Source organism: Rothia nasimurium, assembly GCF_042660305.1.
GTDB classification, from domain to species: domain Bacteria; phylum Actinomycetota; class Actinomycetes; order Actinomycetales; family Micrococcaceae; genus Rothia; species Rothia nasimurium.
In genome coordinates this window covers 160,495-186,534 of sequence record NZ_JBHSTW010000010.1, presented here as the reverse complement: position 1 = coordinate 186,534, position 26,040 = coordinate 160,495, and the positions used below count along the sequence as shown (strand labels likewise).

Here is a 26,040-nt window from a genome sequence, read left to right as displayed (position 1 = left end):
TTTAGGCTGGGGTTAGAAGGTTTCGGTGCCGGTGTAAGAATCGTGCACCATGTTGGCAAAGCGCGAGTAGTGGCCCTGGAAGGCGACCGCGATAGTCTTGGTGGGGCCGTTACGGTGCTTAGCGACGATGACGTCCGCCTCGCCTGCGCGGGTTGATTCCTTCTCGTAGTAGTCCTCGCGGTGCAAGAGAATGACCATGTCAGCGTCCTGTTCAATAGAGTTATGAACGGTGATGCCGTTGGCGATGAAGTTGTGGTTCCCTAGCACAGTGGCGTCGAAAACCTCTTCTTCCCCCTCGTACTCGATAGAAGTGACGGTGTCCCAGAAAAGGTCATTGACCGCAAGCATGTCGAGCTCAGCGGCATCAAGGACACTAGCTACCTTAGCTAAACGAGAGCGGGACGGGGCGCTCTTATAGTAGGACGAACCGCAATACTTCGAACCCATCGCAGCTTGGAACTCACGGTGACTCATTCCCTTATCAGACAGGATCTTCTTAACATCGTCCCACACCTGCACCGGAGCAGTATCAACGTTGGTGTTAGAGCAAACACCTTCAGCAGTAATTGCCGCAAGCAGTTTCTCACAACTCTTAGCGCGTTCCCCGTAAACAGAGATTTCACGCAAGAAGCGGAGCTGTTCATCGCGTCCGGAGATATCAAGACTGTACCCCTGACGGTACTCGCCCTTAATGGTGGTACCGCGAACACGAGTGTTAATACCAAACCGCAGAAGCAGAAGAGACAGCTGGTCCAGCATGACACGAGAAGTTGAGGCGTAGTAGATACGTCCTGAACGCCCGTTCTTATTTACGGTAACAGAGCCGTCAGTTGCCCATAGATGTCTAATAAAGAGGGCAATCTGCTGTTTAGGCAGGGCAAAAACCTGATCTGGAATAAATTTTTCCCACGACCGCTTATCGAAAAGACCTAAATCATCGAGCCATGCAGCGAGCGGATTCCGCTTACCGTGGGTTAGCTTCTCCGGCGAGCGCAGTCGCAAAGAAGTACAACGCGCTGCTTCGTGAGTATCCCTGACGCTTTCAATTCCGAACTGCTTGTATGCAGATTCAGCAACTATAGAGAGGTTCTCTTCATCAATGGATGCATAACGAATTGGCTGTCGAGCTAAAGCAGATCCGTCACCAATCATGTGAGCCAGCAAAATGACCTGCTCGTCGCTCCAGTGTGTCCGGGCAGACGGCCCGTTAACATGGCGGGGTACACCCAAACGATCGCCCACCGCAAGCTCACCCAGCCCCTTCCAACCTGTATAGGTAAAGAAGGGGTGATTGGCGGTAGCGCGCAGGGTCTTACCCGAAGCTAGCGTTAGACGATAAACAGGTTTCACGCCCGTAGAAAAGACGTGGGTCAGGTGCCGCTCCACGAAACGCATATCGTCCCCCAGGGACCATACCGGGACGTCCTGAGCGCCCTGTTCAAAAAGCTCACCCATCGTTGTTTCAGCTCCCGTATCAGAGCGAAGCACACGAGTATCAGCAGTCAGACAGCCCGACTCGCGAAGGTCCGACACCTGTGGCTTCTTATCGGTACGCTGCTCAGAGCCACGGTTCAGCTGTGAGAGGGCAATCAGAGGCACTTCGAGCTCCTTAGCCATCAGCTTGAGAGCACGCGAGAACTCCGAGACTTCCTGCTGGCGCGACTCAACCTTCTTACCCGAGCTCATCAGCTGCAGGTAGTCCAGAACAATCAGCTTGAGGTTATTCTTCTGCTTCAGGCGGCGGGCCTTAGCGCGAATCTCCATCAGGGTCATATTGGGTGAATCGTCGATAAAGAGCGGAGCGGAGTCCATCTTGCCCATGGCAGTAGCAATCTTGGCCCACTGATCATCGTCCAGCTTGCCCTTACGCAAATCAGACAGATTGATACCAGCCTCAGCCGACAGAATCTTCATAGCGATTTCGTTGCGGCCCATTTCCAGGGAGAAGAACACCGTGGTCATACCGTGCTTAATGGCAGCAGACCGGGCGATGTCTAGGGCAAACGTAGAATTATGGGTGGGTACAAAAGCGCGAGAAGCCAAGAAAAGATGCTGCTCGTTATCTACCTCAATACAGCGCACCGGCACAGAATCAACAGGCTCCACAGCAACAATGTAGCGAGAGCTTCGCTTAGCGGTCGGACGGGCATCGCGGTCACGGTGCATCTGATTCTTGCGAGACAGAGCAAAAACAGAATCAGAGGAAGAGAAGGTCAGCTTGTAGGCCGTCGACGTAGCCTCGCTACTGCCCTTGACCTTTTTCGTTGCCATACCCGTGCGGTACCCCAAAGAAAGCGCCAGCTCCTGGGTATCGTACGCCAGCTGGCGGTTCGTAACCGTGAACTGAATACACCCGGCATTTGTAACGGTGCCGTCGCTATCGAGCAGCCCTGCCAGCAAAGCTCGGCGCTGCGCTTCAGAGGCCCGCAGGTACTGCATAGGAATGTGCTTATTATTCAGAACGCCCAGGGTACGCAGCTGCCCTTGGAGACTACCGTTGGCCCGATGGCATGAGAGGCATCGTAGGCCTGATGTGCACGAGCCGCCACAATCAATACATATTGCACGCGCATGGGGAGTAGCAACGGTCTTTCGCTTACCACCACATTCCCGAGAGCACGTAGTGACGTTACGATCAGAATGAGTAAATGCCTTACCGCAGACAAGACAGTCGCTCGTAAATGTACGAGTATCGGCTGGTAGATGCACCGAATAGGTAATGCCTTTTACCTGACGAACTGTGTAGCCATCAGCTTCAATACCGTGGAGAACTTCGTCATCTGCGGTAGATACACGAGCTGCTGCAGACGCACCATCACCCAACCAAATTCCCAGAGTGTAGGGGGCGACCAGCAGGTCAGCTTCGGGTAGCTGGAGCGGACGGGCATTAGCAATAGAGTGATTGGCTCGACGGTCAGCCGTCGCGCAGCGAACCGTCTCACGAATCTCAGCGGTGGTGCGCACCTGCGCGCCCACAGACGTCCGCACACGCCCCCCACCTGAACCTGCCAGAGCTGACGAGCGTGCCCGACGGGACGCGCGGGTTTCGGTGAGCCACTGGTGCTCGGCGTCCGCGATAATCTCGGTTCCGTCATCAAAAATGACCTTGAAGCAGGGACGCCCGGTCATCACGTCGGTAGCATTCGTGACGGTTGTGGGGTGCCCGTCTGCGCCCAGAACGGTGTCGCCCACGCGGATATCACCCATGGCGGTCCAGCCCGTGGGGGTGGGGATAGGGGTATCAAGGGCGAGCGCCTTACCCATCGCCGGACGCGCCGCGATCACGATCATCTGCCCGGGCTGCAGGCCGGCGGTGAGCTCGTCGAACTCGATGAAGCCGGTGGGCACGCCGTGAATGCCGCCGTCGCGGGAGCCGTTGGCCTCAATCTCTTCGACCGTGCTGTTCATGGCCTCAGAGAGGGGGACGTAGTCTTCCTTGGTGTTGTTGGCAGAGACGCCGTAAATCTCAGCCTGGGCGGCGTTGACCAGGGCTTCTGCCTCGCCGTCGCCGGAGTAGCCCAGCTGCACAATCTTGGTGCCAGCCTCAACCAGGCGGCGAAGCATGGCGCGTTCAGCCACGATTTCGGCGTAGAACCCGGCGTTAGCAGCGGTGGGGACGCCCGCAATCAGGGAGTGCAGGTAGGCTGCCCCGCCCACGCGGTTCAGCTCGCCACGTTTGGTCAGCTCGTCGGCTACGGTGATGGCGTCCGCCGGCTCGCCGTGCCCGTAGAGGTGGATGATGGCCTCATAGATCATCTCGTGGGCGGGCTTGTAGAAGTCAGCGCCGCCGCCGATGACCTCAACGACGTCGGCGATGGCGTCCTTGGAGAGCATCATACCGCCCAGTACCGACTGCTCGGCGGTGTCGTCGTGCGGCGGTGTGCGGACGAACTCAGACTGGCTCTCAGACAAGGCGGCCCCCTCGGTAGTGAAGAATATGGTGAGCTTCTATCATCTCACCTGCGAGCGCCCGGAGACCACCGATTCGCTGTGAGACTAGATGCTGGTGAGGTAGTAGTAGACGGCAAAGAGGGCATAGAGCAGTACCAGGGTGGGGGCGGTGGCTGCTGCGACAAGGCGGGATCGGGACGGGGCGCGGCGTAGGGCTGCGAGGAGGCAGAAGTAGCCGGGAGCCAGAGCCACAATGGCAAGAAGGATATTGGCTCCGAAAGGGTCGTAGCTGAGTTCTACCCAGTCTTTGGCGACGGGCACTCCTAGGAGGCCGAGGGGAACAGCGAGCAGGTGCGCTACGGGGGCCAGGAGGAGGACGGCACCGGTAGCCGTCAGGATGGTAGCCGACCTAGCATTGTGGGGGTTGGCGGTGTGAAAACCGGTGACGTGGGGTTGGGTGATGTCTGACATTGTGTTCTCCTGGGGTTAGAAGGTGGGGCTCTGGGCGATGAGTGCCCCTACCCAGAAAATAAGAAGAGCGCTAACTACCAGTGAGATGGGCAGCCATAGGGCAGTGCGCAGCACCTGCCCGGCTTGGCCTCTGTAGACTGCGACCAAACCGAGGATAAGTCCCAGGTTGAAAACAATGATGCCGCCGCCAAAAACAGCAGGGAGAAGGTTGAATAAAACCCAGGAGGGGTCGGAGTAGGTCAGCCCAGCGATAAAGGCAGCAAGGGGAAGCCCAATTCCGCCCCAGATCAGTAGTCCTGCTGCTCGGTTGAGGGCGGGGGTGCCGGGGGTAGGGGAAAGAGTCATAGCTACTTCCTTTGGTATTCACAGCGACGGTGATGTGATGGGCTTAACTTTATCTCGGTAGCATGGGTTCTAGCTAGAGTACTTAAGTACTAGAGATTGAGCTGGCCAGTGCCAAGAGGGGCTGGTCGTAGCCAGAGAAAGGACGCCGGTGGGCAGCACAAAGAGCAAGGGCAAGGACGCCAAGGAGCAGCTCAAGGAGCTCAAAGCTGAGCTGAAGTACCTGAAGAAGGGGCAGAAGCAGCTGCTCAAGCGGGTGGAGAAGCTGGAAAAGGCGCTCACCGCCGGGCAGGGGTCGGCGCTCGCGACCTCCCCTGTGCAGAACCCAACCCGCGCCTCAGATGCCGGGGGCAGCCGGGGCGGGGCGGGGACGTCCTACCCCCAGCCCATGAAGTCGGGCAAGTATCGGGGCGGCTACGCCCACTACCGGGTCACCGAGGTGGGGAACCTGACCCCCACCGTCATGCGGGTGATTGCCGAACCTGCTGACGGCAAGCGGGTTGAGGCCCAGGGGCTGGTGGGTGAGTACATCTACCTGGTGACCGGTAAGAAGGGGGAGGTGCTGCCCGCCCCGACCTTCGAGAAGGGCAAGGCGCGCTGGAGCCAGCCGACCACCACCGCCAAGTACACGGTCAGGCGCTTTGACGAGCACACCGGGGCCCTGGAAATTAACATCATGCTGCACGAGCACGGGGCTGGAACCACCTGGGCCCGCACTATTGCCGTGGGCGATAGCGCGCATTTTCTGGGTGCGAAGTCGGGCTATTCCATCAGCGACGACTACGACTTTTACCTGCTGGCCGGTGACGAGAGTGGCCTGCCCGGTATGGCCCGCTGGATTGAGAGTCTGCCCGCGAGCACCCGGGGCGCGGCCTTTATTGAGGTGCCCGGGGAGGCCTCGCAGCAGGTGATTGCTGCTCCTGAGCATTTTGAGGTGGTTTGGGTGGATTCCACCCGGCGCGGGGCGCTGGCTGAGGCCGTGATGGGCTACCCCCTGCCGGAGGGGTCGGTGTGCACCTGGCTGGCGGGCGAGTCCGGGTCTATCCACCCCGTGCGTATCTGGGCGCGGCGGGAGCTGGGCGTACCCAAGGGGCACGGCTACGCTAAGGGGTATTGGAAGAAGAAGTAGTTTGGGTACAGGGTGTCATCAAACAAAACAAATTTTTAGGGTATCTTAAACAAAGATTTAGGCACACCTAATAAGAAAGTTTTACTCATGGCACTCACCCGCGCATCCTTCCTCAAGCTAACCGCAGCAACCGCCCTCACCGGCGTCCTTTCCGCCTGCTCAACAGGTTCAGTCACGCCCTCTTCAACATCAGAAACCAGCGGGGGTAGCTATACCATTGAGCATGCCTTTGGCAGCACCACCTTTGATGCTGTTCCTGAAAAAATTGCTGTTGTTCAGCCCTGGAAAAACCCCGATGCCCTCCTTGCCCTGGGCGTAGTTCCCGCAGGTACCCCCTATGTGAGCTGGGGCGAGAACACCAACCGCTCCACCGACTGGTTCGATGCCAAACTCGCCGAGCTGGGCGGCGAAGAGCCCACCCGCTATGACGAGACTGACGGCCCCAATTACGAGGCTCTTGCTGCCCTAGAACCCGACGCTATTTTCTCTCCCTACGGCGACATGACCCAGGAAATCTACGATAAACTCTCCGGCATTGCCCCTGTGATTCCCGCTCCGGTGGGAGTGGGGGCCTACGAGACCAGCTGGCAGCAGTGCGTTGAGATGGCTGGGAAGATGCTTCAGCGTGAAGAGGACGCCACGGCTCTAATTCAAGAAGTTGAAGCCAAGCTAGCGGATGCCGTAGTCCAGCACCCTATTCTTGAGGGAGCTAGTTCAATTTCTGGCTACTTCGATACTGCCGCTAATACCTTTGGTGTTTACACTTCAGAGGATTCACGCCCCCAGTTCTTTACCTCTTTGGGCATGGTCAATGCTCCTTACATTACGGAGCACGAAGGTTCTGCTGAGGGTGTCTATATGACTCTTTCATCTGAGGTGCTCGATCAGGTAGAGGCTGATGTGGTGTGGGCCTGGGTTAACTCTGCTGAGGAGGCAGAGAGCGTGCGCTCTAATGAGCTTTTTGCCCAGCTTCCTGCCCTTAAGAACAACGCTGTTGTGTTTGAGGCAGATAAGCAGCGGGGCTTGGCTCTTTCTGCGGCTTCTCCTTTGTCTGTGGTGTGGGTTGTTGAAGAGACTACCCTGCTTGATGAGCTTGCTACTGCGGTAGAGAACACTCGCGCTGCATCCTAGCTCAGGTGGGTGCTGGCGATAGTGGCTGCTAGTTCGTGGAGGTAAGGACGCGGGTTGGCCAGGGATTCTTCCAGGGTAGCTTGGGTGTCACCCACGACCGAGTAGACGGCTGTGAAACCGGCCTCGCGGGCTTGGCCGGTGGAGAGTTCACTGATTCCGCAGACGGCAATGACCGGCAGGTTGCGGGCGGAGGCTTCTGCTGCCACACCTGCCGGACCCTTGCCCTGCAGGGTTTGTTCGTCGAACTTTCCTTCGCCGGTGATGACGAGGTCTGCCTGCTCAAGTGCCCGGTGGAAGCCGGTGAGCTCGAAACAGACCTCCACGCCGGGGCGCATGGTGGCCCCGAGCACCGACAGGCAGGCAAAGCCCAGGCCACCGGCGGCACCGGCGCCGGGCGCAGTAGCGAATGTTCCACGTGAAACATTGAGGGTTTCTTCTACCGCATCGGCTAGTTTTTGCAGGTTCTGGTCAAGCTGGGGAACCTGCTCTTCAGTAGCCCCCTTCTGGGGCCCATAGACCGCAGCGGCACCGGACGGGCCACACAGCGGGTTGGTTACATCGCTCGCCATAATGATCTCCACCCCGGCTAGGCGCTCGTCAAGCCCGGTCACATCAACAGAAGCTAGCTGCCCCAGCGCCCCGCCGCCGGAGGCAAGGTCGCGCCCTTCGGCGTCCTGAAGTGTCACACCGAGCGCCTGCATGAGCCCCGCTCCCCCGTCGGTGCTGGCCGACCCACCCAGGCCGATGATGAGCGTCCGCGCACCCGCGCCCACCGCGTGCAGAATCAGCTCACCGGCACCGAAGGAGGTGGCCCGCCAGGTGTCCAGCTGGTCTTCGCGCAGGCGGGCAATGCCGCCCGCTTCGGCAATTTCAAGGACGGCCGTGCGTTCAGTTGGCGAGTAGGCGTAGCGGGCGGTCACCGGCTGACCAGCAAAGGGGCCCGTGACGGTGCAGGTGACCTCGCTGTAGCCGGCGGCCAGGGCGGCGTCTACGGTGCCGTCGCCGCCGTCCGCAATGGGGCAGGTGATGACCTCACACCCGCCAGCCTCCTCTAGCCCGGCGGCGAGCGCCTCGGTGAGCTGCGCGCCGGTGAGCGTGCCCTTGAACTTATCGACAGCGAGTAAAACCTTCATGGGTCTATTATGCGCCTGTCTCTCTAGGAGGTGACTTTCAGCCCCACGATACCTGCCACAATCATGAGCAGGAAGAGCACCTTAAGCAGGGAAACAGGTTCGGTGCCGGTCGCCATGGCGTAAAGGACGGTGACGGTCGCGCCGATCCCCACCCATACAGCATAAGCGGTACCGGTGGGCAGCTCCCGCATAGCATAGGCCAGGCCCACCATACTGAGAACCAGACCCCCGATAAAGACCAGGGTGGGGGCCAAGCGGGTCAGGCCCTCAGACTTACCCAGGGCCGTTGCCCAGACAGCTTCGAAAAGGCCAGAGATAATCAGAATAAGCCAGTGCATAAGCACCCATTCTAGGCGCGCACTCGCACACTTTAAAACGATGAGGCCGGGTCCCCCGACCCGGCCTCATCAATACACACACATTTACACATCGGGGCTAGGCCCCATGCAAGAAACACACACTACTGCTTTCTTGAGATTCTCCAGGGCCACCCTGCGGGCGGCTGCTCTTTCGAACCTTGTACCTCTAGTATGGCGGAGCCTTCTTAAGCTCTTATATACCGTTCCTGTGTACCAGCTGGGAATGTGGAGCGGCAGTCTGTCTAGGGTTCTTAGCTCGTGTGCAGGGAAAAACGTGCACACACGCCAAGAAACCTAGACAGCCCCTAGGCTACGGGCGAAGCCTCTGCCCCTCAGCTAATTCAGCCCGCCCTTACCGTAAGACATCCTGCGATGCAGGGCCTCTAGCGGGCCGGGCTTGCCCGCCGCTTCAAGGGCCACCGCCACAAGAACCGTTACCAGCCACCCGGCGGTGCCAACCAGCAGGAGCACGGAGGCACCGGCGTCCGCAAAAAGCCCCAGGGCAAAGCCACCGAAGACCACTAAGAAAATCACCGACTGCAGCACATAGCCGGTCATAGACCGCTTACCCAGGGCAATCAGGGGCCGAAGCGGGGCGGGGACGGGGGCACCGGCGTCCACATGCTCCTGAACACCGGTTAGTGCCAGCGCCAGCAGGGCAATAAAGCCCGGGCCGCCCAGAACCCCCAGGGTCATCGTGAGCACCCCGAAAACGCCGGTAGGTAGCACACCCAGGGCCTCGAGCCCGGCAGGAATACCGGTGCCCAGAGCAGCAACCAGGCCAACCCCGGCCAGCCACACCAGCACCCGGCGGTGACGCGCAGGGTCAGCCAGCACGCCCTCACGCGCCAGCACAAAACCCAGAAGCATCAGCGGGAGCAACATAAAAGCCTGCAACGGCACACCGAGGAAGCTACCAAGCAACACAATCAGGCCGTTGAGCAGTACCGACCAGTAGCTCGTTATGGGCAGTAGGCCGCCGCTGCTGCCCCCGCCCAGTAGCTCCTGGAGCTGGCCAGCGCCGAGCACCGCCTCAAGTAAAAGCACCCCGGCCAGAGCCACCAGGTTGGTCACGGCAAAAAGCGTACCGGCCACCCAGAGCAAGACCTTGGTGCGCACCGCAATCAGGCAGGCCATGAATAGGCCAATCAGGCCGTAGGCCAGCATGATATCGCCCCAGAAGAGAAAGACCATGTGCAGGGCGCCAAAAATCGCCAGCATGCCATAGCGGCGGGCAATCACTCCGCGGGCCTTAGGCAGCGGGTAGCCGCGCCGGTAGAGACTGGCGGCGATCAGGCCCACACCAAAGCCCAGCAGGGTCGAGAACATGGGGAAGCCGCGGGCATGTACAAAGGAGGTGGTGAACATGATGGTCAGCTTGTCCCAAAAGCTGTTATCTACCACCCGGCCCGTCATCGAGGCCGGGCCTCCGGCAAAGAGCACCCAGGCAGTGGTCACATTAGCCACCGCGATGCCCCAGAGCATCAGTCCGCGGGCGACATCGGGTACAAGCATGCGAGGTGCAGGAAGAGTCTGAGGAGGCTGGGGCTGAAGGGTCTGGTGTGGGCGCTCCATTGCTACCTTTCGTGTGTGGGTCTCTGCTTCTACCCTAAAGAAAACGGAGCTAGGGCACATCCGCCGGGCGGGTGAAAAACACTTTAAACACTGAAGGCGAGACCCCCATACTGGTCTCGCCATCGGTGAGTGAAAACCGGGTTCAGCATTACCCGCTTTTCGAAGCACACACACATTCGCTTCTTATAGCCTTTCGAGCTGTTACATCTATATAACCGCACTAGGCTTGAACTGGGTTTTGAGTTGCCTGGGAGCAAGCTGGGTGTTTTTCCGGACGCCCGTGGGCGCTTCCCGGGCGCGGGCAGGCACCGGCCACCCCGGGGAGCTTCTAGGAGAAGTAGCCAATCAGGAAGAACCAGAGCACCGGGTTAGCCAGCACAGACACCACCAGAATCACGATGAACCAGGCCGTGTGCCGGGCATAGCGCAGCAGACCCACCAGGGCTAGCACAAAGGCTAGGGTAGCTGCTACGACAGAAACAGCCATAAACCCCAAGAAGGTAGCCAGAACCGTTGAGGGTGACCCCACGTTCACCACGAAAGCCAACACCAGCGTCAGCACCGCCACGCCCTCGGTAATCGCAGCCGCAATCAGGGTCTGGGTGCTCTGCGGGCGGCGGGTACGGGCAGCAGGAGGTGTCGATTGTAAAGCCATACCCTCTAGCATGCCAGACTCCCCTGTGAAAACCGCAAGCCCACCACACGCAGAACGCCCCGCTCCCCCACGAAAGGGGGAACGGGGCGTCCTAATGCTGCTAGAAACCTAGCGAATAATCCTCAAGGGAATTACTCGGCTACAACGTCCAGCTCAACGTTAGCTACAACGTCTTCGTGCAGACGCACAGAAACGGTGTAAACGCCGGTGCGCTTGATAGCGGAACCGAGGTTGATCGCACGCTTGTCGACGGAGCCTGCGCCTGATGCCTCAATGGCGTCAGCAACGTGCTCAGCCTTGACGGTGCCGAAGAGGCGGCCGTCAGCGCCAGCCTTGTGAGCAACGACAACGGGCTTTGATGCCAGAGCAGCTGCGGTTGCCTTTGCCTCTTCGAGGTTAGCCTTAGCGCGAGCAGCGCGGGCTGCGCGGATGGACTCAACCTGCTTTTCGCCGCCTACAGTCCAGGTGACTGCGAAGCCGCGGGGCAGCAGGTAGTTACGTGCGTAGCCGTCCTTTACGGTGACGACGTCGCCAGCGGCACCGAGACCGGTGACTTCCTGAGTAAGAATGATCTTAGCCATGTTCTTCTACTCTCCTATCGATTTAGCGGCCAGCGCCTGAGTAGGGCAGCAGTGCAACTTCGCGGGCGTTCTTGATTGCCTGAGCGATCTTGCGCTGTTCCTGAACGGTCACGCCGGTGACGCGACGTGCACGGATCTTGCCGCGGTCGGAGATGAACTTACGCAGAAGTGCGACGTCCTTGTAGTCAATTACGGTGACGTCAGCAGCCTTCAGGGGGTTCTGCTTGGGTTTGGGCTTGCGGATTTCAGCCTTAGCCATCGTGGTGCTCCTTTTTCTGGTGGGAGCCCGCGGGATAAACCGCGGGATGGATGAATATTTTGTCTTGGTTCAAAGAAGGACGCCCGGCGCCCCTTTCCTTCTGCCGTGCAGGCGGTGCCTGCGCGGGGTTTAGAAGGGGGGTTCGTCGTCTGCGCCGGAGCCCCAGTCGTAGTTGCCACCGGACTGCTGGCCCCAGGGGTCAGCAGCAGGTGCCTGCTGGGCCGGTGCGGCCTGGGGGGCTGCTGCCGGTGCGGCAGGGGCAGCGTTGAAGTTGCCCTGCTGTGCGCCGCCGGTGTTACCACCGTAGCCGCCCTGGTTGCCGTAGCCTGCGCCGCCACCGTAACCACCCTGGTTGCCGGCATTATAGCCGCCACCCTGCTGGTTACCGTAACCGCCACCGAAGCCCTGGTCGCCACCGAAGTTGCCACCTGAGCGCTGGTTGCGGGATACGTTAGCGGAGGCGAAGCGGAGTGAGGGACCGATTTCCTCGATCTCTAGCTCCATGCTGGTGCGGCGTTCGCCTTCTTTGGTTTCATACGAGCGAGACTTCAAACGGCCCTGCGCGATCACGCGCATGCCCTTCTTGAGGGTCTCGGCGACGTTCTCAGCAGCTTCACGCCAGACGCTGGCACGGAGGAAGAGGGTTTCGCCTTCTTTCCATTCGCCCGATGCGCGGTCGAAGTTGCGGGGAGTCGAAGCGATCGTGAAGTTAGCTACCGCTGCACCGTTGGGGGTGAAGCGAAGCTCAGGATCGCCGGTCAGGTTACCGATGACGGTAATGACGGTATCGCCAGCCATGTGATGCCTCCAGTCGTAATAAGAGTAAGTATTTGAAGTTTTGCACGGGGGTCTGACATTTTAGTGAACAGGGCCCCGTCTCAAACATTTACTTGGAGGAAATCTGCTGATCTTCCGGGCGGATGATCTTGGTGCGCATGACGGATTCGTTCAGGTTCAGAACGCGGTCCAGTTCAGCTGCAGTCTCGGGGGTTGAGGTGAAGTTAACGACGGCGTAGATGCCTTCGGACTTCTTCTGGATTTCGTAAGCGAGCTTACGGCGGCCCCAGATGTCCATGTTGTCAACGGTGCCGTTGTCCTTGGTGACAACTTCGAGGAACTTGGTGAGGGTGGGCTCTACAGCCTTGTCCTCTACCTCGGGGTTGAGGATAACCATCAGTTCGTATGCACGCATGATTAAACCCCTCCTTTGGGCTAAGCGGCTATGGGATTTCCATAGCAGGAGATTACGTACGGTCTGGCCGGTCTCAGGTGTTGGCCGAGTGCCAGCACAGACTTGACCAACTTTACCGCAGGACGCCCGGTTTGGGCAGGGATGGCGCGGTTAAAGCGGTGTTGTTCACAGCACCATTAGTAGATGCGGCGGTTAGCGAGGGCGTTGAGGTAGCCGACGCGTACGGGGATGGTGAAGAGGTCCCAGAGCATGACGATGACGAGGGGGATGTAGAAGATCCAGCCAATGAAGGGCACAGCCGCGGTGATACCACCCGCGATGAGGTTACCCACGATGTAGAAGATGCCCATGATGGGCTGGCGCAGGTAGAACTTGTGGGCCCCGAGCCACCAGAGGAAGAAGAAAAGCAGGTAGGCCACCAGGGTGGACTTGGCCTGCACGATGTAGACCGGCTGACCCTGGGCAAAGGAGCGGGCGCGGCCGGGGTTGTTGATGTAGGTGGGCTGGTAATGCTGGGGCTGTTCGGGCATGGTCTCCTGCCTTTAGAGGGTGGGCCTAGAGTGAGGCCACAAATTTTTGGAGGGTGGATTTGGCGGCGTCTTCGCTGTTGATGGCTTGGCGCAGCTGGGCTTCGCTTTCTTCGCTGCCGCCCAGGCCCACGCTGATGCTAGCTTGGGCTCCATCTGAGACTACCTCAGCGTTGATGTAGAAAGGGATGATTTCTCGTTGGGCTTTACCGTTAGCCAGGTAGGTAACTTCGAAGGTGGCTTGGCGGTAGCGGGCAGCCCGCCAGACTCGGGGGTCGGTGCGGTCTGGTACCAGGTAGAAGGCGGGGCGGTCGGTGAGTTTCCAGATGACGTTGCTGATGGTGGCGGTGGAGTCTTCCCCGTGCAGGGCCGAGGTGGGGCACCCGGCAACATCGAGGCGGCGGGCGCTTTCGCAACGCTCTAGCCAGGAGGTGATGAGGTTGTTGGTTTCGTTCCACATGCGCGGGGACGGGCGCACGTCGAGGGTGAGCTCCTGAGCACTTGTTCCGTCGCCCGGTAGAGGTGCGGTGACGGTGTGGTCGGCATGCCTGAGGGTGTAGTAGGAGCTGCTGGGCAGGGTGAAATCGTAGGTGCCAGGCAGGGTTGGGATTACCCACTGGTACCCGGCTTCTGTTTCTGTACGGCGCGTAACGGGAAGGTCGAGGGGGTGGCCGTTGACCTGCACCCCGGCGAGCGCTACCGGCGCGGTGAGGGTGAGGTAGGACTGGGCGGGGGTGGCAAGTTGCCAGCTGTCGTTGAAGGGCCCGGTGCGGGGTATCTGGGTGAGTGGCAGAGTGAGCTGGTGGTCTTGCCCCGCGACGGTGGCGAGGACGCTGGCTGTAACCTGCCCGGTGGCGTCCTTGCTGGTGCCGGTGATGGTGTAGTTTTCTACGCGCCCCTGGGCGGCGCGGTAGATGGAGTTGGTGAGGTAGGTGTAGGTGAAGTCGCTGTAGGCACCGCGATCGATGCCGGCGATGTAGTCGCCGCGTTCGAGGGCGCTCATGTAGCGGTCCACGCTGTCTTCGGGGGTGTGGGTGAGGGAGAGGTAGTTGCCCACAGCGGCGACCAGTATGGCGAGCAGGGTGACAAAGAGGGTGGTGAGGGTAAGGCGGACGCGGACGGTACGGGCGTCCTTGCGGGTCAGGACGCCGGCGGCGCGCCCGGAGAACTCCCCGACCTGACCCGGGATTCGGCTTACTCGCTGGATGGAGGTGGTGAAGGTGTCGCGCACAGCCTCGGGACGGGCATGGGAGACGGCACGGGCCAGCCACTGTTCGCCGTCCTTTTTCTTGCGCTCAACCATGGCTCTATTGTAAAGCCAAACAATAAGGGTGGTGACTTCTTTCCCCTTGAGAAGAAGTCACCACCCATGCCAGTCAAGGACTAGCTAGCTTTTTAGCCGCGGGTATCGGTGAGAGTAAACCGCAGGTAGCCCAGCAGGGCGGGCACAGCGGCCCAGAGGGCAAACCAGGCGCCGCCTTCCAGGTAGCTGATGTCGGCATCTGAGCTCAGGTCGTAGGTGAGAATGACGCGGCCTAAGCCCGAGGGCAGGTAGTTGTAGGCGTCCGCTACCCACTCGAACTGCCCCATGAAGATAGTGGCAATAATGGGCAGAATCAGAAGCAGGAAAACCACCAGCACAATACCGCCAGCGTTATTGCGGAAGAGGGAACCAAAGCCGAAGCCCATCCAGGCCATGAACATGAAGTAGATACCTGCAGCAACCCAGTTCATCAGCAGGCCAGAGTTCATCTCCAGAGCCTGACGAATAGACTCATCCAGCACCGGGTAGCCAACCCAGAAAGCAATCGCAGCCAGGGCAAAGCCAATTACGAAAGCATAGAGGGAAATAACCAGGATTTTTGCCAGGTAGAGGGTGGTACGGCGAGGCACAACAGTCATAGACGTATGAATAGACCGGGTGGCATATTCAGACCCAATAAAGACCGCAGCAATGGAGGCAATCAGCATATTTGCCATATCAATACCTGAAGCACCTAGTGTATATGCCATGTTGGCAATAGTTTCAACACCGGCATTCGTCGAAGCCATACCCTGCTCAGCCTGGGTCATCAGCTCCGGGCTGTCCATCATAGAGTTCAGAACCAGGGAATAGAGGGGGGCCATACCCACCATCACCACAGCCAGCACCAGGGTCATCACCCAGTTAGTGGTGAGGGTACGGAACTTCAGGGCCTCAGACCGCACAACCCCCACGAAAGAGAGCTTTCGCCCAGCGAACTGGGAGGCAGACGCAGGAGCAGAAAGGGTAGCAGTCATGGTTAGTTCTCCTTAGCGTCGGTTGAAGTCTGGTTCCAGGGGGCCGCAGGGCCATCTGCAGGGCCTGCGAGTACCGGGGCGGCGGCGTTCTCCTGGCCGGTGGAGGGGGTGAACTCGGCTGAGTGGTATTCGACCTCGTCGCGGGTCATATTCATGTAGACCTGCTCCAGGGTGGACTTCTGCGGGGTGAGCTCGTGCAGCAGCACGCCAACCCCCTGGGCCAGGCGGGCCAGGTCGCGGGCGTCCGCCTGCTCCACCATCAGGCCGTCCGTTTCGAGGGCGGTGAAGGTGTGGCCGGCTTCATTCAGGGCGGTAGCGAAGGTATCGCGGGCGTCGGTGCGCACAAGAACCTTGTTTTCATCGCCGATTTTCAGGAAGTCTTCCATGGAGCAGTTGGCCAGCAGACGGCCGCGGCCAATCACGATAAGGTCGTCAGCAGTCTGGGACATCTCACTCATCAAGTGGGAAGAAATCAGCACGGCCCGGCCTTCAGAAGCCAGGTGGCGGGCAAGGTTACGCACCCAGATAACACCTTCGGGGTCAAGGCCGTTGACGGGTTCATCGAGGATGACGTTCTGGGGATCACCCAGCAGGGCGGCGGCGATACCCATGCGCTGGCCCATACCCAGGGAGAAGCCCTTGACCTTCTTCTTTGAGACAGCGGCCAGGCCGGTCATCTCAATAACCTCGTCAACGCGGGATTTCGGGATGCCGTGCGTCAGCGCCAGCGAGCGCAGGTGGGCTGCACCGTTACGCCCGGGGTGCATGGCCTTGGCATCGAGGAGGGCGCCGACAGAGGTGAGCGGGCTTTTGAGGGAGCGGTAGGGCTGGCCGTCGACCAGGGCGCTGCCCTTGGAGGGCTTTTCTAGCCCTACCAGCATGCGCATGGTGGTGGATTTGCCGGCGCCGTTGGGGCCGAGGAAGCCGGTGACTCGTCCGTTGGGCACGGTGAAGCTGATGTCGTTGACGGCCGTTTTAGGGCCGTAGGTTTTGGTGAGGTTTCTGACCTCGAGCATGGGTCTCCCCTTGTTGTGTGTGACGGTATCACTTTTAACACTAGGGGGTCAGGCTGAAGAAAACATCAGTCTGCGGGGTGAGTTCTTCATGCACCTTATGAATGGAGCAGATGTATGGGCAAGATGCATAGGCCTGCCCAGAGCGCCGATGCAAAAGTTCCTACAATGAACTTTTCAGCGAGACTGCTCTTTGCGCGAATCTCAGGGTAACGAGCCAGCCCCTTAACTGCTACCACCGCTGCTAAAAGTGCTGGCTGTGCAAAGACGAGCAGCACGGCGATGGTTAAGCGCTCAAAGATTCCAATCCAGTGCCCACCGGCTAACAGAGCACTCTCATGTGTTTTCGGTGAACTCAGCGTTCCTTCAATCTGCAGCTGTTCACCTTCCGGTGTTGTTATCGCCCCATGCAGTTGTTTCGAATCGCCAGAGCCAGTGGAGAGTTCAGGTTCACGGTGTGCGATACGGTTTAGCAAAGTTGCTAGAGGAAGACTTCCGCCACAAGCTGCGGCCCAAACAGCGCACACGGTCAGCACCCCAATTTCCTGATAAGAATTTATATACCCATAGAGGCTTACCACGAGTACGGTGACCATGAGTGCTGTTTGAAGAATAAGCAGGAAGCCCGCTCCTGGCATTCTTTTGAGAGCAGGTCGCAAGCTAGGCAGAATACCCGCTAGACCCACGGCCGCTAAGGCACAGGCTAAAAAGACGCTCATACAGCTCCCTCATCGTTGAGTTTCACTACCGCAGGATCTCTACCAGTTCGTCTATCAGGGCTCGTGTTTCAGACCAGTAGCCCTCACTGAGCCGCTGGCTCACGGCAGACTGACTTATCCCAAGTTTTTCAGCTATCTGCTTCTGAGACAACCCCTGACGAGCCATTTCTCCTGCCTGTTGGCGGGTTTCTTGCCGGTCTATTTCAAGACGGGCGAGCAGGCTCAGGGCTCTATCAACCAGCTGAGCTGACGCTACAGACCCAGCGAAGCAGCAGCGTCCTTTTGTTTTTTTAGCCCGCTCAACCGCCCTACGGGCGTACTCAAAGGCGGGCCCTGCCCCTGCCCGAGTTTCTGCAGGTAGCGGGACGTTTACCGGGCCCTCCCCTATACCCACGTACCAGTGACCGGTACGCACCAGAGCAAGAGCGGTTACAAGCGCAGCAGCTGGGTCGTCGAACACCGCTTGGGCTTCGTCGCCTGCGGTGCGCTGGAATGGACGGACTGGGGCACCACCGCTCTCTAGCCCATCGACAAGGGTAAAGAGGTCTGGGATTCGATCCTTATCACCGGATGAGCCCACCTGGTCAACAGTCAAAACAAACATAAGATAAGCATATAGCCTTATATATTCATATATAAGGCTATATGCTTATGCCCAAGTTTCTGGTCTTACTTTTTGCTCCACTCCAGCAGGCGGGCCGTTGCTTCTTCCTTGCCCAGGGCGCCTTCGTCCAGGCGCAGGTTGAGCAGGAACTTGTATGCCTGCCCTACCTGAGGGCCGGGTTTGATACCCAGAATCGCCATGATTTCTTCGCCGTCCAAATCGGGGCGAATGGCGTCCAGTTCCTCCTGTTCAGCCAGCTCTGCAATGCGGCGCTCCAGGTCGTCGTAGGCGGACGCGATGCGGTTGGCCTTGCGCTTGTTGCGGGTGGTGACGTCCGCCCGGGTCAGCCGGTGCAGGCGCTCCAGTAGGTCCCCTGCGTCGCGTACGTAGCGGCGCACCGCAGAGTCCGACCAGCCGGCGTCCCCGTAACCGTAGAAGCGCATGTGAAGCTCTACCAGGCGGGCAACGGCCTTGATGGTGTCATTGTCGAAGCGCAGCTCGCGCATGCGCTTCTTGGTGAGCTTAGCCCCCACCACGTCGTGGTGCAGGAAGCTCACAGCCCCGTTGCTCTCGAACTTGCGGGTGGCGGGCTTGCCAATATCGTGCATGAGGGCGGCAAAGCGCAGGATGAAGTCGGGGCCGGGCACGGCGCCGTCCGCACCGGTTTCGAGGGCGGCAGCCTGCTCCATGACGGTCAGGGAGTGCTGGTAGACGTCCTTGTGGCGGTGGTGCTCGTCGACCTCCAGCTTGAGCGCCGGGATTTCGGGCAGAACAAAGGACGCCAGCCCCGACTCCACGAGCAGGTCAACGCCGCGGCGGGGGGCGGCACCGCAGATGAGCTTGACCAGCTCATCGCGCACGCGCTCAGCCGAAATAATCTGAATACGGTCGGCCATATCGACCATGGCCTCAAAAACCTCGGGGGCCAGGTCAATATCCAGGCGGGAGGCGAAGCGGGCGGCACGCATCATACGCAGAGGGTCGTCAGAGAAGGACGCCTGCGGGGTGCCGGGGGTGCGAATAATACCCTTCTGCAGGTCCTCCTGCCCCCCAAAGGGGTCAACCAGTTCAAGGGAGGGCAGACGCAGGGCCATAGAGTTGATGGTGAAGTCGCGGCGGAAGAGGTCTTCCTTCAAGTCTGTACCGAAGGCAACAACCGGCTTACGGGAATCAGGGTCGTACTTTTCAGCACGGTAGGTGGTGATTTCAACCATCTCATTGCCCTTGCGGATGCCGATGGTGCCGTACTCCTTGCCGATCTCCCAGGTAGCGTCGGCCCAGCCGTCCACCACAGCCAGGGTTTCATCGGGTGTGGCGTTGGTAGTGAAGTCCAAATCTACCGAGGTTTCCCCCAAAAACAGGTCACGGACGGGCCCGCCCACCAGGGCCAGCTCGAAGCCAGCGCGGGCAAACAACTCGCCCGCCTCAAGTGCTACCGGGTGAATGAGGGAAGTATCAAAAACATGCGCCATAACCCTTCAATCGTGCCAGCAAACCGCATAAGTTACCACTTACACCCTCAACTTTTAAAACATCACCCCTCTCTATCGGTTAAGGTAGAGACATGACTTTTCCCATTCCCCGGGCACCAAAGAAGCGGGCTTTCACGCCCGTTGCTGCCATGCCCACGGTTGAGGAGGTCTCTGCAGGCGGCGTCATCGTCAACTTTGACGACCGCAACCTGCCCGTTGCCATCATCGCCCGCATCAACCGTGGCGGGCGTCTGGAATGGTGTCTGCCCAAGGGTCACCCCGAGGGGGACGAGTCCAAGGCGGCAGCTGCGGCCCGCGAAATTGAAGAAGAAACCGGCATCTCTGGCGATGTGATTACCTCACTGGGGTCCATTGACTACTGGTTCAACGTTTCAGGGCACCGCGTGCACAAGACGGTTCACCATTTCTTGTTCTCTGCAACCGGTGGCCAGCTAACCACCGAGAACGACCCCGACCATGAGGCGGTTGATGTCGCCTGGGTCAACATCGATGATTTGGGGCGTAAACTCTCCTTCCCCAATGAGCGGCGCATCGCTGAGATTGCCCGTGAGTACATCATTCACCAGCTCTCCTAGCTGACTGAGTAGATAAGGATTCCCGTGGCACGTTCCGGTGCTTTATCCAGCGCAATTATGGCCGCTGGTACGCTCGTTTCGAGGGTTCTGGGCTTCGTCAAAACCTTCCTGATTACTGTTGCTCTCGGTGCCACCACTACCGTGGGCGATATTTTTGAAACCGCTAACACCCTGCCCAACCTGATTTATGTGCTGGTAGCTGGCGGTATTTTTAACGCCGTCCTGGTGCCGCAGATCATTAAGGCTGCCAAGCACGATGACGGCGGCTCTGGCTACGTCTCGCGTCTGGTGACGTTGGCGGTCAGCGGTATCGCGGCAGTAACCGCGGTCGTCCTGCTCTTCTCCCGGCCCATTATTGCGGTGATGGGCAGCAAGTGGACGCCCGAGCAACAGCATTTGGGCTGGATTTTCGCCCTCTGGTGCCTGCCCCAGATTTTCTTCTACGGCCTCTACACGGTCCTAGGCCAGGTGCTCAACGCCCGCGGTGCCTTCGGTTGGTACATGTGGGCTCCCGTCCTCAACAATGTGGTAGCTATTGCCGCCCTGGTTGTCTTCATCGTTGCCTTCGGTCCCCAGGACGTCACCACCAACCCGCCCTTCCATAACCTAGAGAGCTGGACGTCTGCCCAGACCCTAGTACTGGCAGGTTCAGCGACCCTGGGTGTAGCCCTGCAGGCCCTCATTCTCTTTATCCCCCTGCGTAAGGTGGGGCTTAAGCTCAAGCCCCTTTTTGGCTGGCGTGGCATCGGCCTGGGCACCGCAGCTAACCTGGCGGGGTGGACGCTGGCCACCGGTGTGATCTCCAACCTGGCCTTCCTCTACCTGGCTAAGGTTGCAGCCGGTGTGGTCGGCGCCCGCGAAGACTTCCTGGCCATGGGCGTGCAGATTCCCGGTGTGCAGGCCCTGAACTACTCCTCCATGCTCTACTCCCTGCCCCACGGCGTCATCGGCCTCTCCATCGCCACAGTGCTCTTCAACCGCATGTCTGCCGCCTCCCAAGACGACGACCATACCTCGGTAGCAACCGCGCTCTCGTCCGGTCTGCGCACTGCCTCCATCGCCACCATCTTCTGCGCAGTAGCCCTCATTGTCTTCGCCGGCCCCATCGGCATGATTTTCGGTGGCGGCTCCCAGCAGGCAGGGGCAGTCATCGGCCAGACCATTGCCCTTATCGCCCTGGGCGGGCCCTTCCTCACCATCGCCTTTATGATGGGCCGCGTCTTCTACTCCCAAGAAGACGCCAAAACCCCCTTCTACATCCAGCTCTTCTCGGCTGTGGTTATCGTGGCCATGGGCTTCATCGCCTCCCGCCTAGCACCCCAGCACATTATCTACGGCCTGGCCCTTACCTACGCCCTGCAGAACGTCCTGGCGGTCTACCTGAGCCACCGCGTCCTGGCCCGCCGCCTGGGCAACTACGGGGTGCGTGAACTCGTCTCAACCCACGCCCGCGTCTCCTTTGCCTCCATCGGCGCAGGTCTAGCAGGTGCCGCCGCCCTCTATCTGCTAGGTGGCTACACCTTCGACGGCTTCGCCTGGGCCTCACGTGGCAGCGCCTTCATCACCGTCCTCGTCGGCGGAATCGTCATGGGCCTGGCCTACTACGCCATGCTCATGCTCTTCCGCGTACGTGAGATCGACACCCTCATTAACCCGATTATGGCGAAAATTGGTATGCGTCGCCCCACTGCCCGCCACAGAGGGTAAACTCAGTAACCTAACCAATCACTCACCCATTCGCAACGGGAGGCCCCACTTGACACAGCAGATTCTCCTCAACACCCTGCTGGGAGATCGCTACAAAGTCACCGCACACCTGCTTGATACAGCCAAAGGCGACGCCGTGCTCGACGGCCTTGACACGGTCCTCGGCCGCAAGGTCTCCATTGTTGTGGCCGCCCCCGACCACAGCCGTCTTCTGGTCACCAACGCCCGCAACTCAAGCGCACTTTCCCGTTCTGCGGTGCAGGTACTCGATTTAGGCAACCACAGCGAGCGCACCTACCTGGTCACCTCTCATTCCCGCCCCGACATCCTACTCGATGTACTACTGACCGAGGGCGAGAGCAACTCTGCCGAAGAGTTCGGCGAAGAGATCTTTGGTGATACCGGTTCCATGGCTGCCCCCAACACCTACGTGGTGGCAAAGGGCAAGCCCTCCGGGCAGGGTCAGGACGCCACCGCCGCGGTAGGTGCAGTAGCGGCAGCGGGTGCCACCTCCATCTCAGCCACCCGCAATCTCTCCACCGTTGAAGAAGAGCCCGCCGACGAGTTCGAAGAATACGACGCCGAAGAAGAGGGCTACTACGAGAGCGAAGAATCCACCGAAGGTAACGGTGGCATGTGGGTAGTCGGCATCGCTGCTGTCCTGTTGCTGGTTATCGGCGCAGGAGCCGTCTTCGCAAGTCTCGGCAACATGGTGGATTCCGACACCTCAAAGCAGGTACTCGACGCTAACGGTACCGCCGTAGCCACCGCGTCAGCCAGTGCCTCGGCAAGCGCCTCAGCGAGCGCGTCCGCCTCAGCAACCCCCAGTGAAACTGCCCTGCCCACCCCCAAGATTGAGGGCACCTTCACCCGCACGGTGCCGTCCGCTCCCACCCTCATGGCAGAAAGTGACTCCCTGCTGGGCAACCTGACCGACGGTAACGCCTCTACCACCTGGCTCTCCCTAGCTTTCGGTTCTGCTAACTTCGGCGGCCTCACCGACTCCTTCTACCTCTCAGCCAAGCTCGACGAGGCAACCACCGTCAACAGCATCACCATCAACCAGGTATCGGGTGTAGGCGGCGCTTTCACCATCTACGCCAACGACTCAGCCTCCATCGAGGGAGCCACCGAAATCGGCTCCGGTAGCTTCGCAGCCACCGGCGACACCACCGTCCAGCTCAACAAGGACGCCCAGGACGGCAAAACCGAATACATCATCGTCCAGTTCACCAGCGCACCGCAGCTAAGCCAGCCCATCGTACCGGGCTACGTCTACGGCCTGCGACTGGCAGAAATTTCCGTCAAGTAACAGCACATCTACCGCCGGCGGGTGGGTTGGGAATAAACCCCACCCACCCGCCGTTCCATACCCATAGCGCACCAAATCAACACCAAGGAGAACAATGACCGACAACGCACTCGGCGGCCTCTTCGGCGGCGCCGCTGCCGGCCTCAACCTGGCAGGCTCAGCCACCACTACCGCCCCCGACGCCACCGCCCAGAACGACGACCAGACCGTTCACAACGTCATCATTGTTGGCTCAGGCCCCTCCGGCTACACTGCCGCTATCTACACCGCCCGCGCCAACCTCAAGCCCGTCCTCTTTGCCTCATCCATCTCCCCCGGCGGCGACCTGATGACCACCACCGAGGTTGAGAACTTCCCCGGCTTCATCAACGGCATTCAGGGCCCCGAGCTGATGACCAACATCGGCGCCCAGGCAGAGCGTTTCGGCGCAGATATTCGTTATGAGGACGTCGCCGAGGTTGAGCTCGAGGGTGACGTTAAGAAGGTTATTCTGACCGACGGGTCAGTTCACCTGGCGAAGACCGTCATTATTTCCACCGGTTCTGAGTACCGCAAGCTGGGTGTGGACGGCGAATCCCGGCTCTCCGGCCACGGCGTCTCCTGGTGCGCTACCTGCGACGGTTTCTTCTTCAAGGAGAAGGCACTGGCTGTTATCGGTGGCGGCGACTCCGCCCTCGAAGAAGCCCTGTTCCTGACCGCTTTTGCGTCTAAGGTCTACCTGGTCCACCGCCGCGATTCTTTCCGCGCTTCTGAGATCATGGCCCAGCGCGCCCTGGCCCACGAGAAGATTGAGGTTATCTGGGATTCGGTTGTCAAGACCATTGACGGCGACGAGAAGGTTTCTGGCCTGACCCTGTCGAATGTAAAGACCGGTGAGGAAACCACCCTGGATGTTGAGGGCGTCTTCGTTGCTATCGGCTCAGACCCCCGCACCTCCCTGGTGCAGGGCCAGCTGGAGCTGACCGAGGCCGGCACCATCGCCGTAGAGGGCCGCTCTTCACGCACCTCTATTCCCGGTGTCTTTGCCGCGGGTGACGTCATCGACCCCACCTACCGCCAGGCCATCACCGCAGCCGGTTCAGGCTGCGTTGCGGCCCTGGATGCCCAGCACTATCTTGAGGCTCTCTAGGCCTCCCCTAGCCCCTCTACGAAAGGTTATTTATCATGGCACAGCAGGTTACTGACGCTACTTTTGCTGACGAGGTTCTGAAGTCAGATAAGCCCGTCATCGTCGATTTCTGGGCTGAATGGTGCGGCCCCTGCCGCATGGTCGGCCCCATCATCGACCAGCTCGGTGAAGAGTACGGCGATAAGGTCAAGGTGCTCAAGCTCGATGTTGAGAACAACCCCGCCACCGCAATGAAGTACGGCATCACTTCTATCCCCGCCATCTACGTTTTCAAGGACGGCGAGGTTGCCAAGCAGACCGTCGGCGCTAAGCCCAAGGCTGCCCTGGAGCAGGAGTTTGCGGAGTTCCTCAAGTAGGCTTTGCTGCTTCTCTAGACACCCCTGACAAGCCCTTCAGCTTCCTGCTGAGGGGCTTGTTTGTGGCCGCAGAAGGCTGCCAGAGACAGCAGAAGAGGGCCGGAATGTTCCACGTGAAACTCAGCAGATTGACCGCTGTTTCCATCAAAATAGAACTAAGATTGCACTGCAGAGCAAAAGTAGGCAAAAATTTGCTCCTCGTCGTTGCCCCAACGTATGCGGCGCGGAGGGGATCTTCTGGGGTGGTAGGTGTAGTTCCCCACCGTTCATAGCGAGCTAACCACTGGGCTACTTCAGGACGAGTTTGAGGCAGGTTTTCTGGCAGGGTGGGGTAGACTGTTTGGCTACTTCACGGATGAGTTCAGGTATATCCACATGCCCCACCTAAAACATCTGTTGCATACGTGCAACAGATGGTGCATGCACGCAACAGATATTTTGAAACATTAATCCCTTCGTTTACAAGAATCTCACTTCTTTTTCTTTTCAAGAAGACTAAATCCCCATAATAAAAGCACCAACGGTGTCAACAGGGTCGATAGAGGCGGGTAACTTTTCACCACTACACCCTGGGGAAAAGAATCCCAAGTGCAGGTATATCCCAGCGGAATAAGAGAAACTCCGGCATCTCCATAGATTGAATCTAGATTTGTTGGGCACGAAGTAAACATACGAGAAAATACAAATACTTCAATAAATGCAACGAACACCCACAGGGAGAGGGCTATAAAAAATAATTTTTTAGACATATCATCAACCTCCACACACGATATATATTCAGCAAAGGGTGCCTTAAAAATCGGGTAATGTTTCACGTGAAACGGCAAAAATCTCAGAATTTACAATAATTCAACCCTGGAGAGGTGCTTTTAAGATTCTAGAGGGTCTTTGCCAGGGTCATGAATTGACGAGCTATCCCTGCCGCTTTTCTGGGGCGCTTCAAATCTGGCCGACCGCCCGGGAGCAAAAGAAGAACCATATAATTCCATAGGCTGGGCTAAACTATCACCCAACGTCGATTTACTACCGGATGATATATCACCCTTACTAGCGGCAGGTTTATTTTTAGATTTTCCAGCTTTAGGATTTTCTTTAATAATCACACGACGCACAATGACAATAAAGGCAAGGAACATCAAACCATAAATAATGAAAACACCAAACCAGGAAATAAATTCATAGAAAAAATTCACCATTATCACCTCCTCGTGATATCCCCAGTATAGAACAGCCCCTCACCCAAACCTCACACAATGAGGCTTATTCATTAGGGCAGGTGGAGCAGGCTCGCAGCGAAGCTGCTGGCTCGGATGAAGTGAGCGGGTGCGGCAGCACACATGAGCGAACGGAATCCGCCGTTAGGCGGGGCGTGAATCGCTAGTGATGAGCACCGAGATTCCGAGCGCGCGAGGAAAATAAATCTCGGTGCGAATCTGGCGAGCTTGCGAGCCAGCTAGCGAACCATGCGAGAGGGTCGGCAGATGAAGTGAAGCGGGTGCGTCAGCACTCAAGAGCGAACGGAATCACCTGAGCTTGAGAAGGTGCGAGCCTGTGGAACCCCTTATGAATAAGCCTCAATATTTACTGCGAGTTAGAGAAATCAGAGT

Annotated in this window: 27 protein-coding genes; 7 read left to right on the top strand and 20 right to left on the bottom strand. The window is 58.9% G+C overall.

The annotated features are described in order from the left end of the window. Positions 1-12: 12 nt before the first annotated feature. From ACFP6B_RS04630 to ACFP6B_RS04620, 3 genes are all read right to left on the bottom strand, one after another. Positions 13-3,912 (bottom strand): replicative DNA helicase, encoded by a 3,900-nt coding sequence (locus ACFP6B_RS04630; RefSeq protein WP_377127428.1) that lies wholly within the window; start codon positions 3,910-3,912, stop codon positions 13-15. Between the two features lie 84 nt (positions 3,913-3,996). Beyond that, positions 3,997-4,362: a hypothetical protein gene (locus ACFP6B_RS04625; RefSeq protein WP_377127425.1), complete on the bottom strand. Its 366-nt coding sequence runs from the start codon at positions 4,360-4,362 to the stop codon at positions 3,997-3,999. A 15-nt stretch (positions 4,363-4,377) separates the two neighbouring features. Continuing rightward, the gene (locus ACFP6B_RS04620) at positions 4,378-4,707 is read right to left on the bottom strand and encodes a hypothetical protein (RefSeq protein ID WP_377127422.1); all 330 of its coding nucleotides are present in this window, start codon (positions 4,705-4,707) and stop codon (positions 4,378-4,380) included. A gap of 148 nt (positions 4,708-4,855) precedes the next feature. Between ACFP6B_RS04620 and ACFP6B_RS04615 the strand changes: the two genes are divergently transcribed. Both ACFP6B_RS04615 and ACFP6B_RS04610 read left to right on the top strand, forming a co-directional pair. Beyond that, positions 4,856-5,833 carry a siderophore-interacting protein gene (locus ACFP6B_RS04615; RefSeq protein ID WP_377127419.1) on the top strand — a complete coding sequence of 326 codons (978 nt, stop codon included), beginning with the start codon at positions 4,856-4,858 and terminating at the stop codon, positions 5,831-5,833. A gap of 87 nt (positions 5,834-5,920) precedes the next feature. Continuing rightward, positions 5,921-6,964 (top strand): ABC transporter substrate-binding protein, encoded by a 1,044-nt coding sequence (locus tag ACFP6B_RS04610; protein WP_377127415.1) that lies wholly within the window; start codon positions 5,921-5,923, stop codon positions 6,962-6,964. Here the strand turns inward: ACFP6B_RS04610 and ACFP6B_RS04605 are convergent. The 15 genes from ACFP6B_RS04605 to ACFP6B_RS04535 all read right to left on the bottom strand — a co-directional run bounded on the left by ACFP6B_RS04605 (position 6,961) and on the right by ACFP6B_RS04535 (position 19,333). Beyond that, on the bottom strand, positions 6,961-8,097 hold the full coding sequence (locus ACFP6B_RS04605; RefSeq protein WP_377127412.1) for a glycerate kinase: 1,137 nt from the start codon (positions 8,095-8,097) through the stop codon (positions 6,961-6,963). The genes ACFP6B_RS04610 and ACFP6B_RS04605 overlap by 4 nt on opposite strands. Before the next feature lie 23 nt (positions 8,098-8,120). Next, positions 8,121-8,435, bottom strand: coding sequence for a DMT family transporter (locus ACFP6B_RS04600; RefSeq protein WP_377127409.1), 315 nt, complete (start codon positions 8,433-8,435; stop codon positions 8,121-8,123). Positions 8,436-8,792: 357 nt separating this feature from the next. Further along, positions 8,793-10,031, bottom strand: a complete 1,239-nt coding sequence (locus ACFP6B_RS04595; RefSeq protein WP_377127405.1) for a DUF418 domain-containing protein — start codon at positions 10,029-10,031, stop codon at positions 8,793-8,795. A gap of 328 nt (positions 10,032-10,359) precedes the next feature. After that, on the bottom strand, positions 10,360-10,686 hold the full coding sequence (locus ACFP6B_RS04590; RefSeq protein ID WP_377127403.1) for a hypothetical protein: 327 nt from the start codon (positions 10,684-10,686) through the stop codon (positions 10,360-10,362). A 131-nt stretch (positions 10,687-10,817) separates the two neighbouring features. Continuing rightward, positions 10,818-11,267, bottom strand: coding sequence for a 50S ribosomal protein L9 (gene rplI / locus ACFP6B_RS04585; protein ID WP_237199864.1), 450 nt, complete (start codon positions 11,265-11,267; stop codon positions 10,818-10,820). A 22-nt stretch (positions 11,268-11,289) separates the two neighbouring features. Further along, positions 11,290-11,526 carry a 30S ribosomal protein S18 gene (gene rpsR, locus ACFP6B_RS04580; protein WP_004005948.1) on the bottom strand — a complete coding sequence of 79 codons (237 nt, stop codon included), beginning with the start codon at positions 11,524-11,526 and terminating at the stop codon, positions 11,290-11,292. Positions 11,527-11,655: 129 nt separating this feature from the next. Beyond that, positions 11,656-12,324 (bottom strand): single-stranded DNA-binding protein, encoded by a 669-nt coding sequence (locus ACFP6B_RS04575; RefSeq protein ID WP_377127396.1) that lies wholly within the window; start codon positions 12,322-12,324, stop codon positions 11,656-11,658. A gap of 88 nt (positions 12,325-12,412) precedes the next feature. Then, positions 12,413-12,718, bottom strand: coding sequence for a 30S ribosomal protein S6 (gene rpsF, locus ACFP6B_RS04570; RefSeq protein ID WP_135011322.1), 306 nt, complete (start codon positions 12,716-12,718; stop codon positions 12,413-12,415). 176 nt (positions 12,719-12,894) lie between these two features. Next, positions 12,895-13,248 (bottom strand): TM2 domain-containing protein, encoded by a 354-nt coding sequence (locus tag ACFP6B_RS04565; RefSeq protein WP_377127393.1) that lies wholly within the window; start codon positions 13,246-13,248, stop codon positions 12,895-12,897. 25 nt (positions 13,249-13,273) lie between these two features. Beyond that, entirely contained in the window at positions 13,274-14,548 is a 1,275-nt protein-coding gene (locus ACFP6B_RS04560) for a hypothetical protein (protein ID WP_377127390.1), read from the bottom strand. Positions 14,549-14,640: 92 nt separating this feature from the next. Next, positions 14,641-15,525, bottom strand: a complete 885-nt coding sequence (locus ACFP6B_RS04555; protein ID WP_377127387.1) for an ABC-2 transporter permease — start codon at positions 15,523-15,525, stop codon at positions 14,641-14,643. A gap of 2 nt (positions 15,526-15,527) precedes the next feature. Then, positions 15,528-16,541 (bottom strand): ABC transporter ATP-binding protein, encoded by a 1,014-nt coding sequence (locus ACFP6B_RS04550; protein ID WP_377127384.1) that lies wholly within the window; start codon positions 16,539-16,541, stop codon positions 15,528-15,530. A 95-nt stretch (positions 16,542-16,636) separates the two neighbouring features. After that, complete coding sequence (locus ACFP6B_RS04545; RefSeq protein WP_377127381.1) at positions 16,637-17,257, bottom strand: hypothetical protein; 621 nt, start codon at positions 17,255-17,257, stop codon at positions 16,637-16,639. A gap of 25 nt (positions 17,258-17,282) precedes the next feature. After that, on the bottom strand, positions 17,283-17,861 hold the full coding sequence (locus ACFP6B_RS04540; RefSeq protein WP_377127378.1) for a helix-turn-helix domain-containing protein: 579 nt from the start codon (positions 17,859-17,861) through the stop codon (positions 17,283-17,285). A 65-nt stretch (positions 17,862-17,926) separates the two neighbouring features. Beyond that, entirely contained in the window at positions 17,927-19,333 is a 1,407-nt protein-coding gene (locus tag ACFP6B_RS04535) for a CCA tRNA nucleotidyltransferase (protein ID WP_237693120.1), read from the bottom strand. Positions 19,334-19,425: 92 nt separating this feature from the next. On the opposite strand from ACFP6B_RS04535, the gene ACFP6B_RS04530 reads away from it, so the two are divergent. The 5 genes from ACFP6B_RS04530 to trxA all read left to right on the top strand — a co-directional run bounded on the left by ACFP6B_RS04530 (position 19,426) and on the right by trxA (position 24,433). Beyond that, positions 19,426-19,929 carry an NUDIX domain-containing protein gene (locus ACFP6B_RS04530; RefSeq protein ID WP_377127374.1) on the top strand — a complete coding sequence of 168 codons (504 nt, stop codon included), beginning with the start codon at positions 19,426-19,428 and terminating at the stop codon, positions 19,927-19,929. A 24-nt stretch (positions 19,930-19,953) separates the two neighbouring features. Beyond that, positions 19,954-21,636 (top strand): murein biosynthesis integral membrane protein MurJ, encoded by a 1,683-nt coding sequence (gene murJ, locus ACFP6B_RS04525; RefSeq protein ID WP_377127371.1) that lies wholly within the window; start codon positions 19,954-19,956, stop codon positions 21,634-21,636. Between the two features lie 49 nt (positions 21,637-21,685). Next, on the top strand, positions 21,686-22,948 hold the full coding sequence (locus ACFP6B_RS04520; RefSeq protein WP_377127368.1) for a serine/threonine protein kinase: 1,263 nt from the start codon (positions 21,686-21,688) through the stop codon (positions 22,946-22,948). 94 nt (positions 22,949-23,042) lie between these two features. Then, complete coding sequence (trxB, locus tag ACFP6B_RS04515; RefSeq protein ID WP_377127365.1) at positions 23,043-24,077, top strand: thioredoxin-disulfide reductase; 1,035 nt, start codon at positions 23,043-23,045, stop codon at positions 24,075-24,077. A gap of 35 nt (positions 24,078-24,112) precedes the next feature. After that, positions 24,113-24,433 (top strand): thioredoxin, encoded by a 321-nt coding sequence (trxA, locus tag ACFP6B_RS04510; protein WP_185173759.1) that lies wholly within the window; start codon positions 24,113-24,115, stop codon positions 24,431-24,433. Positions 24,434-24,903: 470 nt separating this feature from the next. Here trxA and ACFP6B_RS04505 read toward each other — a convergent pair whose 3' ends face one another. After that, positions 24,904-25,197, bottom strand: a complete 294-nt coding sequence (locus ACFP6B_RS04505; RefSeq protein WP_377127361.1) for a hypothetical protein — start codon at positions 25,195-25,197, stop codon at positions 24,904-24,906. A 105-nt stretch (positions 25,198-25,302) separates the two neighbouring features. Beyond that, positions 25,303-25,629, bottom strand: coding sequence for a hypothetical protein (locus ACFP6B_RS04500; protein WP_377127358.1), 327 nt, complete (start codon positions 25,627-25,629; stop codon positions 25,303-25,305). Positions 25,630-26,040: the final 411 nt, after the last annotated feature.

Bases quoted from the DNA above. Each gene is read 5' to 3' on its own strand.
- ACFP6B_RS04575 (WP_377127396.1), bottom strand. From the start codon at position 12,324: ATGGCTGGCGATACCGTCATTACCGTCATCGGTAACCTGACCGGCGAT.
- rpsF (WP_135011322.1), bottom strand. From the start codon at position 12,718: ATGCGTGCATACGAACTGATGGTTATCCTCAACCCCGAGGTAGAGGAC.
- ACFP6B_RS04555 (WP_377127387.1), bottom strand. From the start codon at position 15,525: ATGACTGCTACCCTTTCTGCTCCTGCGTCTGCCTCCCAGTTCGCTGGG.
- ACFP6B_RS04590 (WP_377127403.1), bottom strand. From the start codon at position 10,686: ATGGCTTTACAATCGACACCTCCTGCTGCCCGTACCCGCCGCCCGCAG.
- rpsR (WP_004005948.1), bottom strand. From the start codon at position 11,526: ATGGCTAAGGCTGAAATCCGCAAGCCCAAACCCAAGCAGAACCCCCTG.
- ACFP6B_RS04550 (WP_377127384.1), bottom strand. From the start codon at position 16,541: ATGCTCGAGGTCAGAAACCTCACCAAAACCTACGGCCCTAAAACGGCC.
- ACFP6B_RS04540 (WP_377127378.1), bottom strand. From the start codon at position 17,861: ATGTTTGTTTTGACTGTTGACCAGGTGGGCTCATCCGGTGATAAGGAT.
- ACFP6B_RS04605 (WP_377127412.1), bottom strand. From the start codon at position 8,097: ATGAAGGTTTTACTCGCTGTCGATAAGTTCAAGGGCACGCTCACCGGC.
- ACFP6B_RS04600 (WP_377127409.1), bottom strand. From the start codon at position 8,435: ATGCACTGGCTTATTCTGATTATCTCTGGCCTTTTCGAAGCTGTCTGG.
- ACFP6B_RS04545 (WP_377127381.1), bottom strand. From the start codon at position 17,257: ATGAGCGTCTTTTTAGCCTGTGCCTTAGCGGCCGTGGGTCTAGCGGGT.
- ACFP6B_RS04595 (WP_377127405.1), bottom strand. From the start codon at position 10,031: ATGGAGCGCCCACACCAGACCCTTCAGCCCCAGCCTCCTCAGACTCTT.
- ACFP6B_RS04610 (WP_377127415.1), top strand. From the start codon at position 5,921: ATGGCACTCACCCGCGCATCCTTCCTCAAGCTAACCGCAGCAACCGCC.
- rplI (WP_237199864.1), bottom strand. From the start codon at position 11,267: ATGGCTAAGATCATTCTTACTCAGGAAGTCACCGGTCTCGGTGCCGCT.
- trxB (WP_377127365.1), top strand. From the start codon at position 23,043: ATGACCGACAACGCACTCGGCGGCCTCTTCGGCGGCGCCGCTGCCGGC.
- ACFP6B_RS04500 (WP_377127358.1), bottom strand. From the start codon at position 25,629: ATGGTGAATTTTTTCTATGAATTTATTTCCTGGTTTGGTGTTTTCATT.
- trxA (WP_185173759.1), top strand. From the start codon at position 24,113: ATGGCACAGCAGGTTACTGACGCTACTTTTGCTGACGAGGTTCTGAAG.
- ACFP6B_RS04620 (WP_377127422.1), bottom strand. From the start codon at position 4,707: ATGACTCTTTCCCCTACCCCCGGCACCCCCGCCCTCAACCGAGCAGCA.
- ACFP6B_RS04625 (WP_377127425.1), bottom strand. From the start codon at position 4,362: ATGTCAGACATCACCCAACCCCACGTCACCGGTTTTCACACCGCCAAC.
- ACFP6B_RS04535 (WP_237693120.1), bottom strand. From the start codon at position 19,333: ATGGCGCATGTTTTTGATACTTCCCTCATTCACCCGGTAGCACTTGAG.
- ACFP6B_RS04530 (WP_377127374.1), top strand. From the start codon at position 19,426: ATGACTTTTCCCATTCCCCGGGCACCAAAGAAGCGGGCTTTCACGCCC.
- ACFP6B_RS04565 (WP_377127393.1), bottom strand. From the start codon at position 13,248: ATGCCCGAACAGCCCCAGCATTACCAGCCCACCTACATCAACAACCCC.
- ACFP6B_RS04560 (WP_377127390.1), bottom strand. From the start codon at position 14,548: ATGGTTGAGCGCAAGAAAAAGGACGGCGAACAGTGGCTGGCCCGTGCC.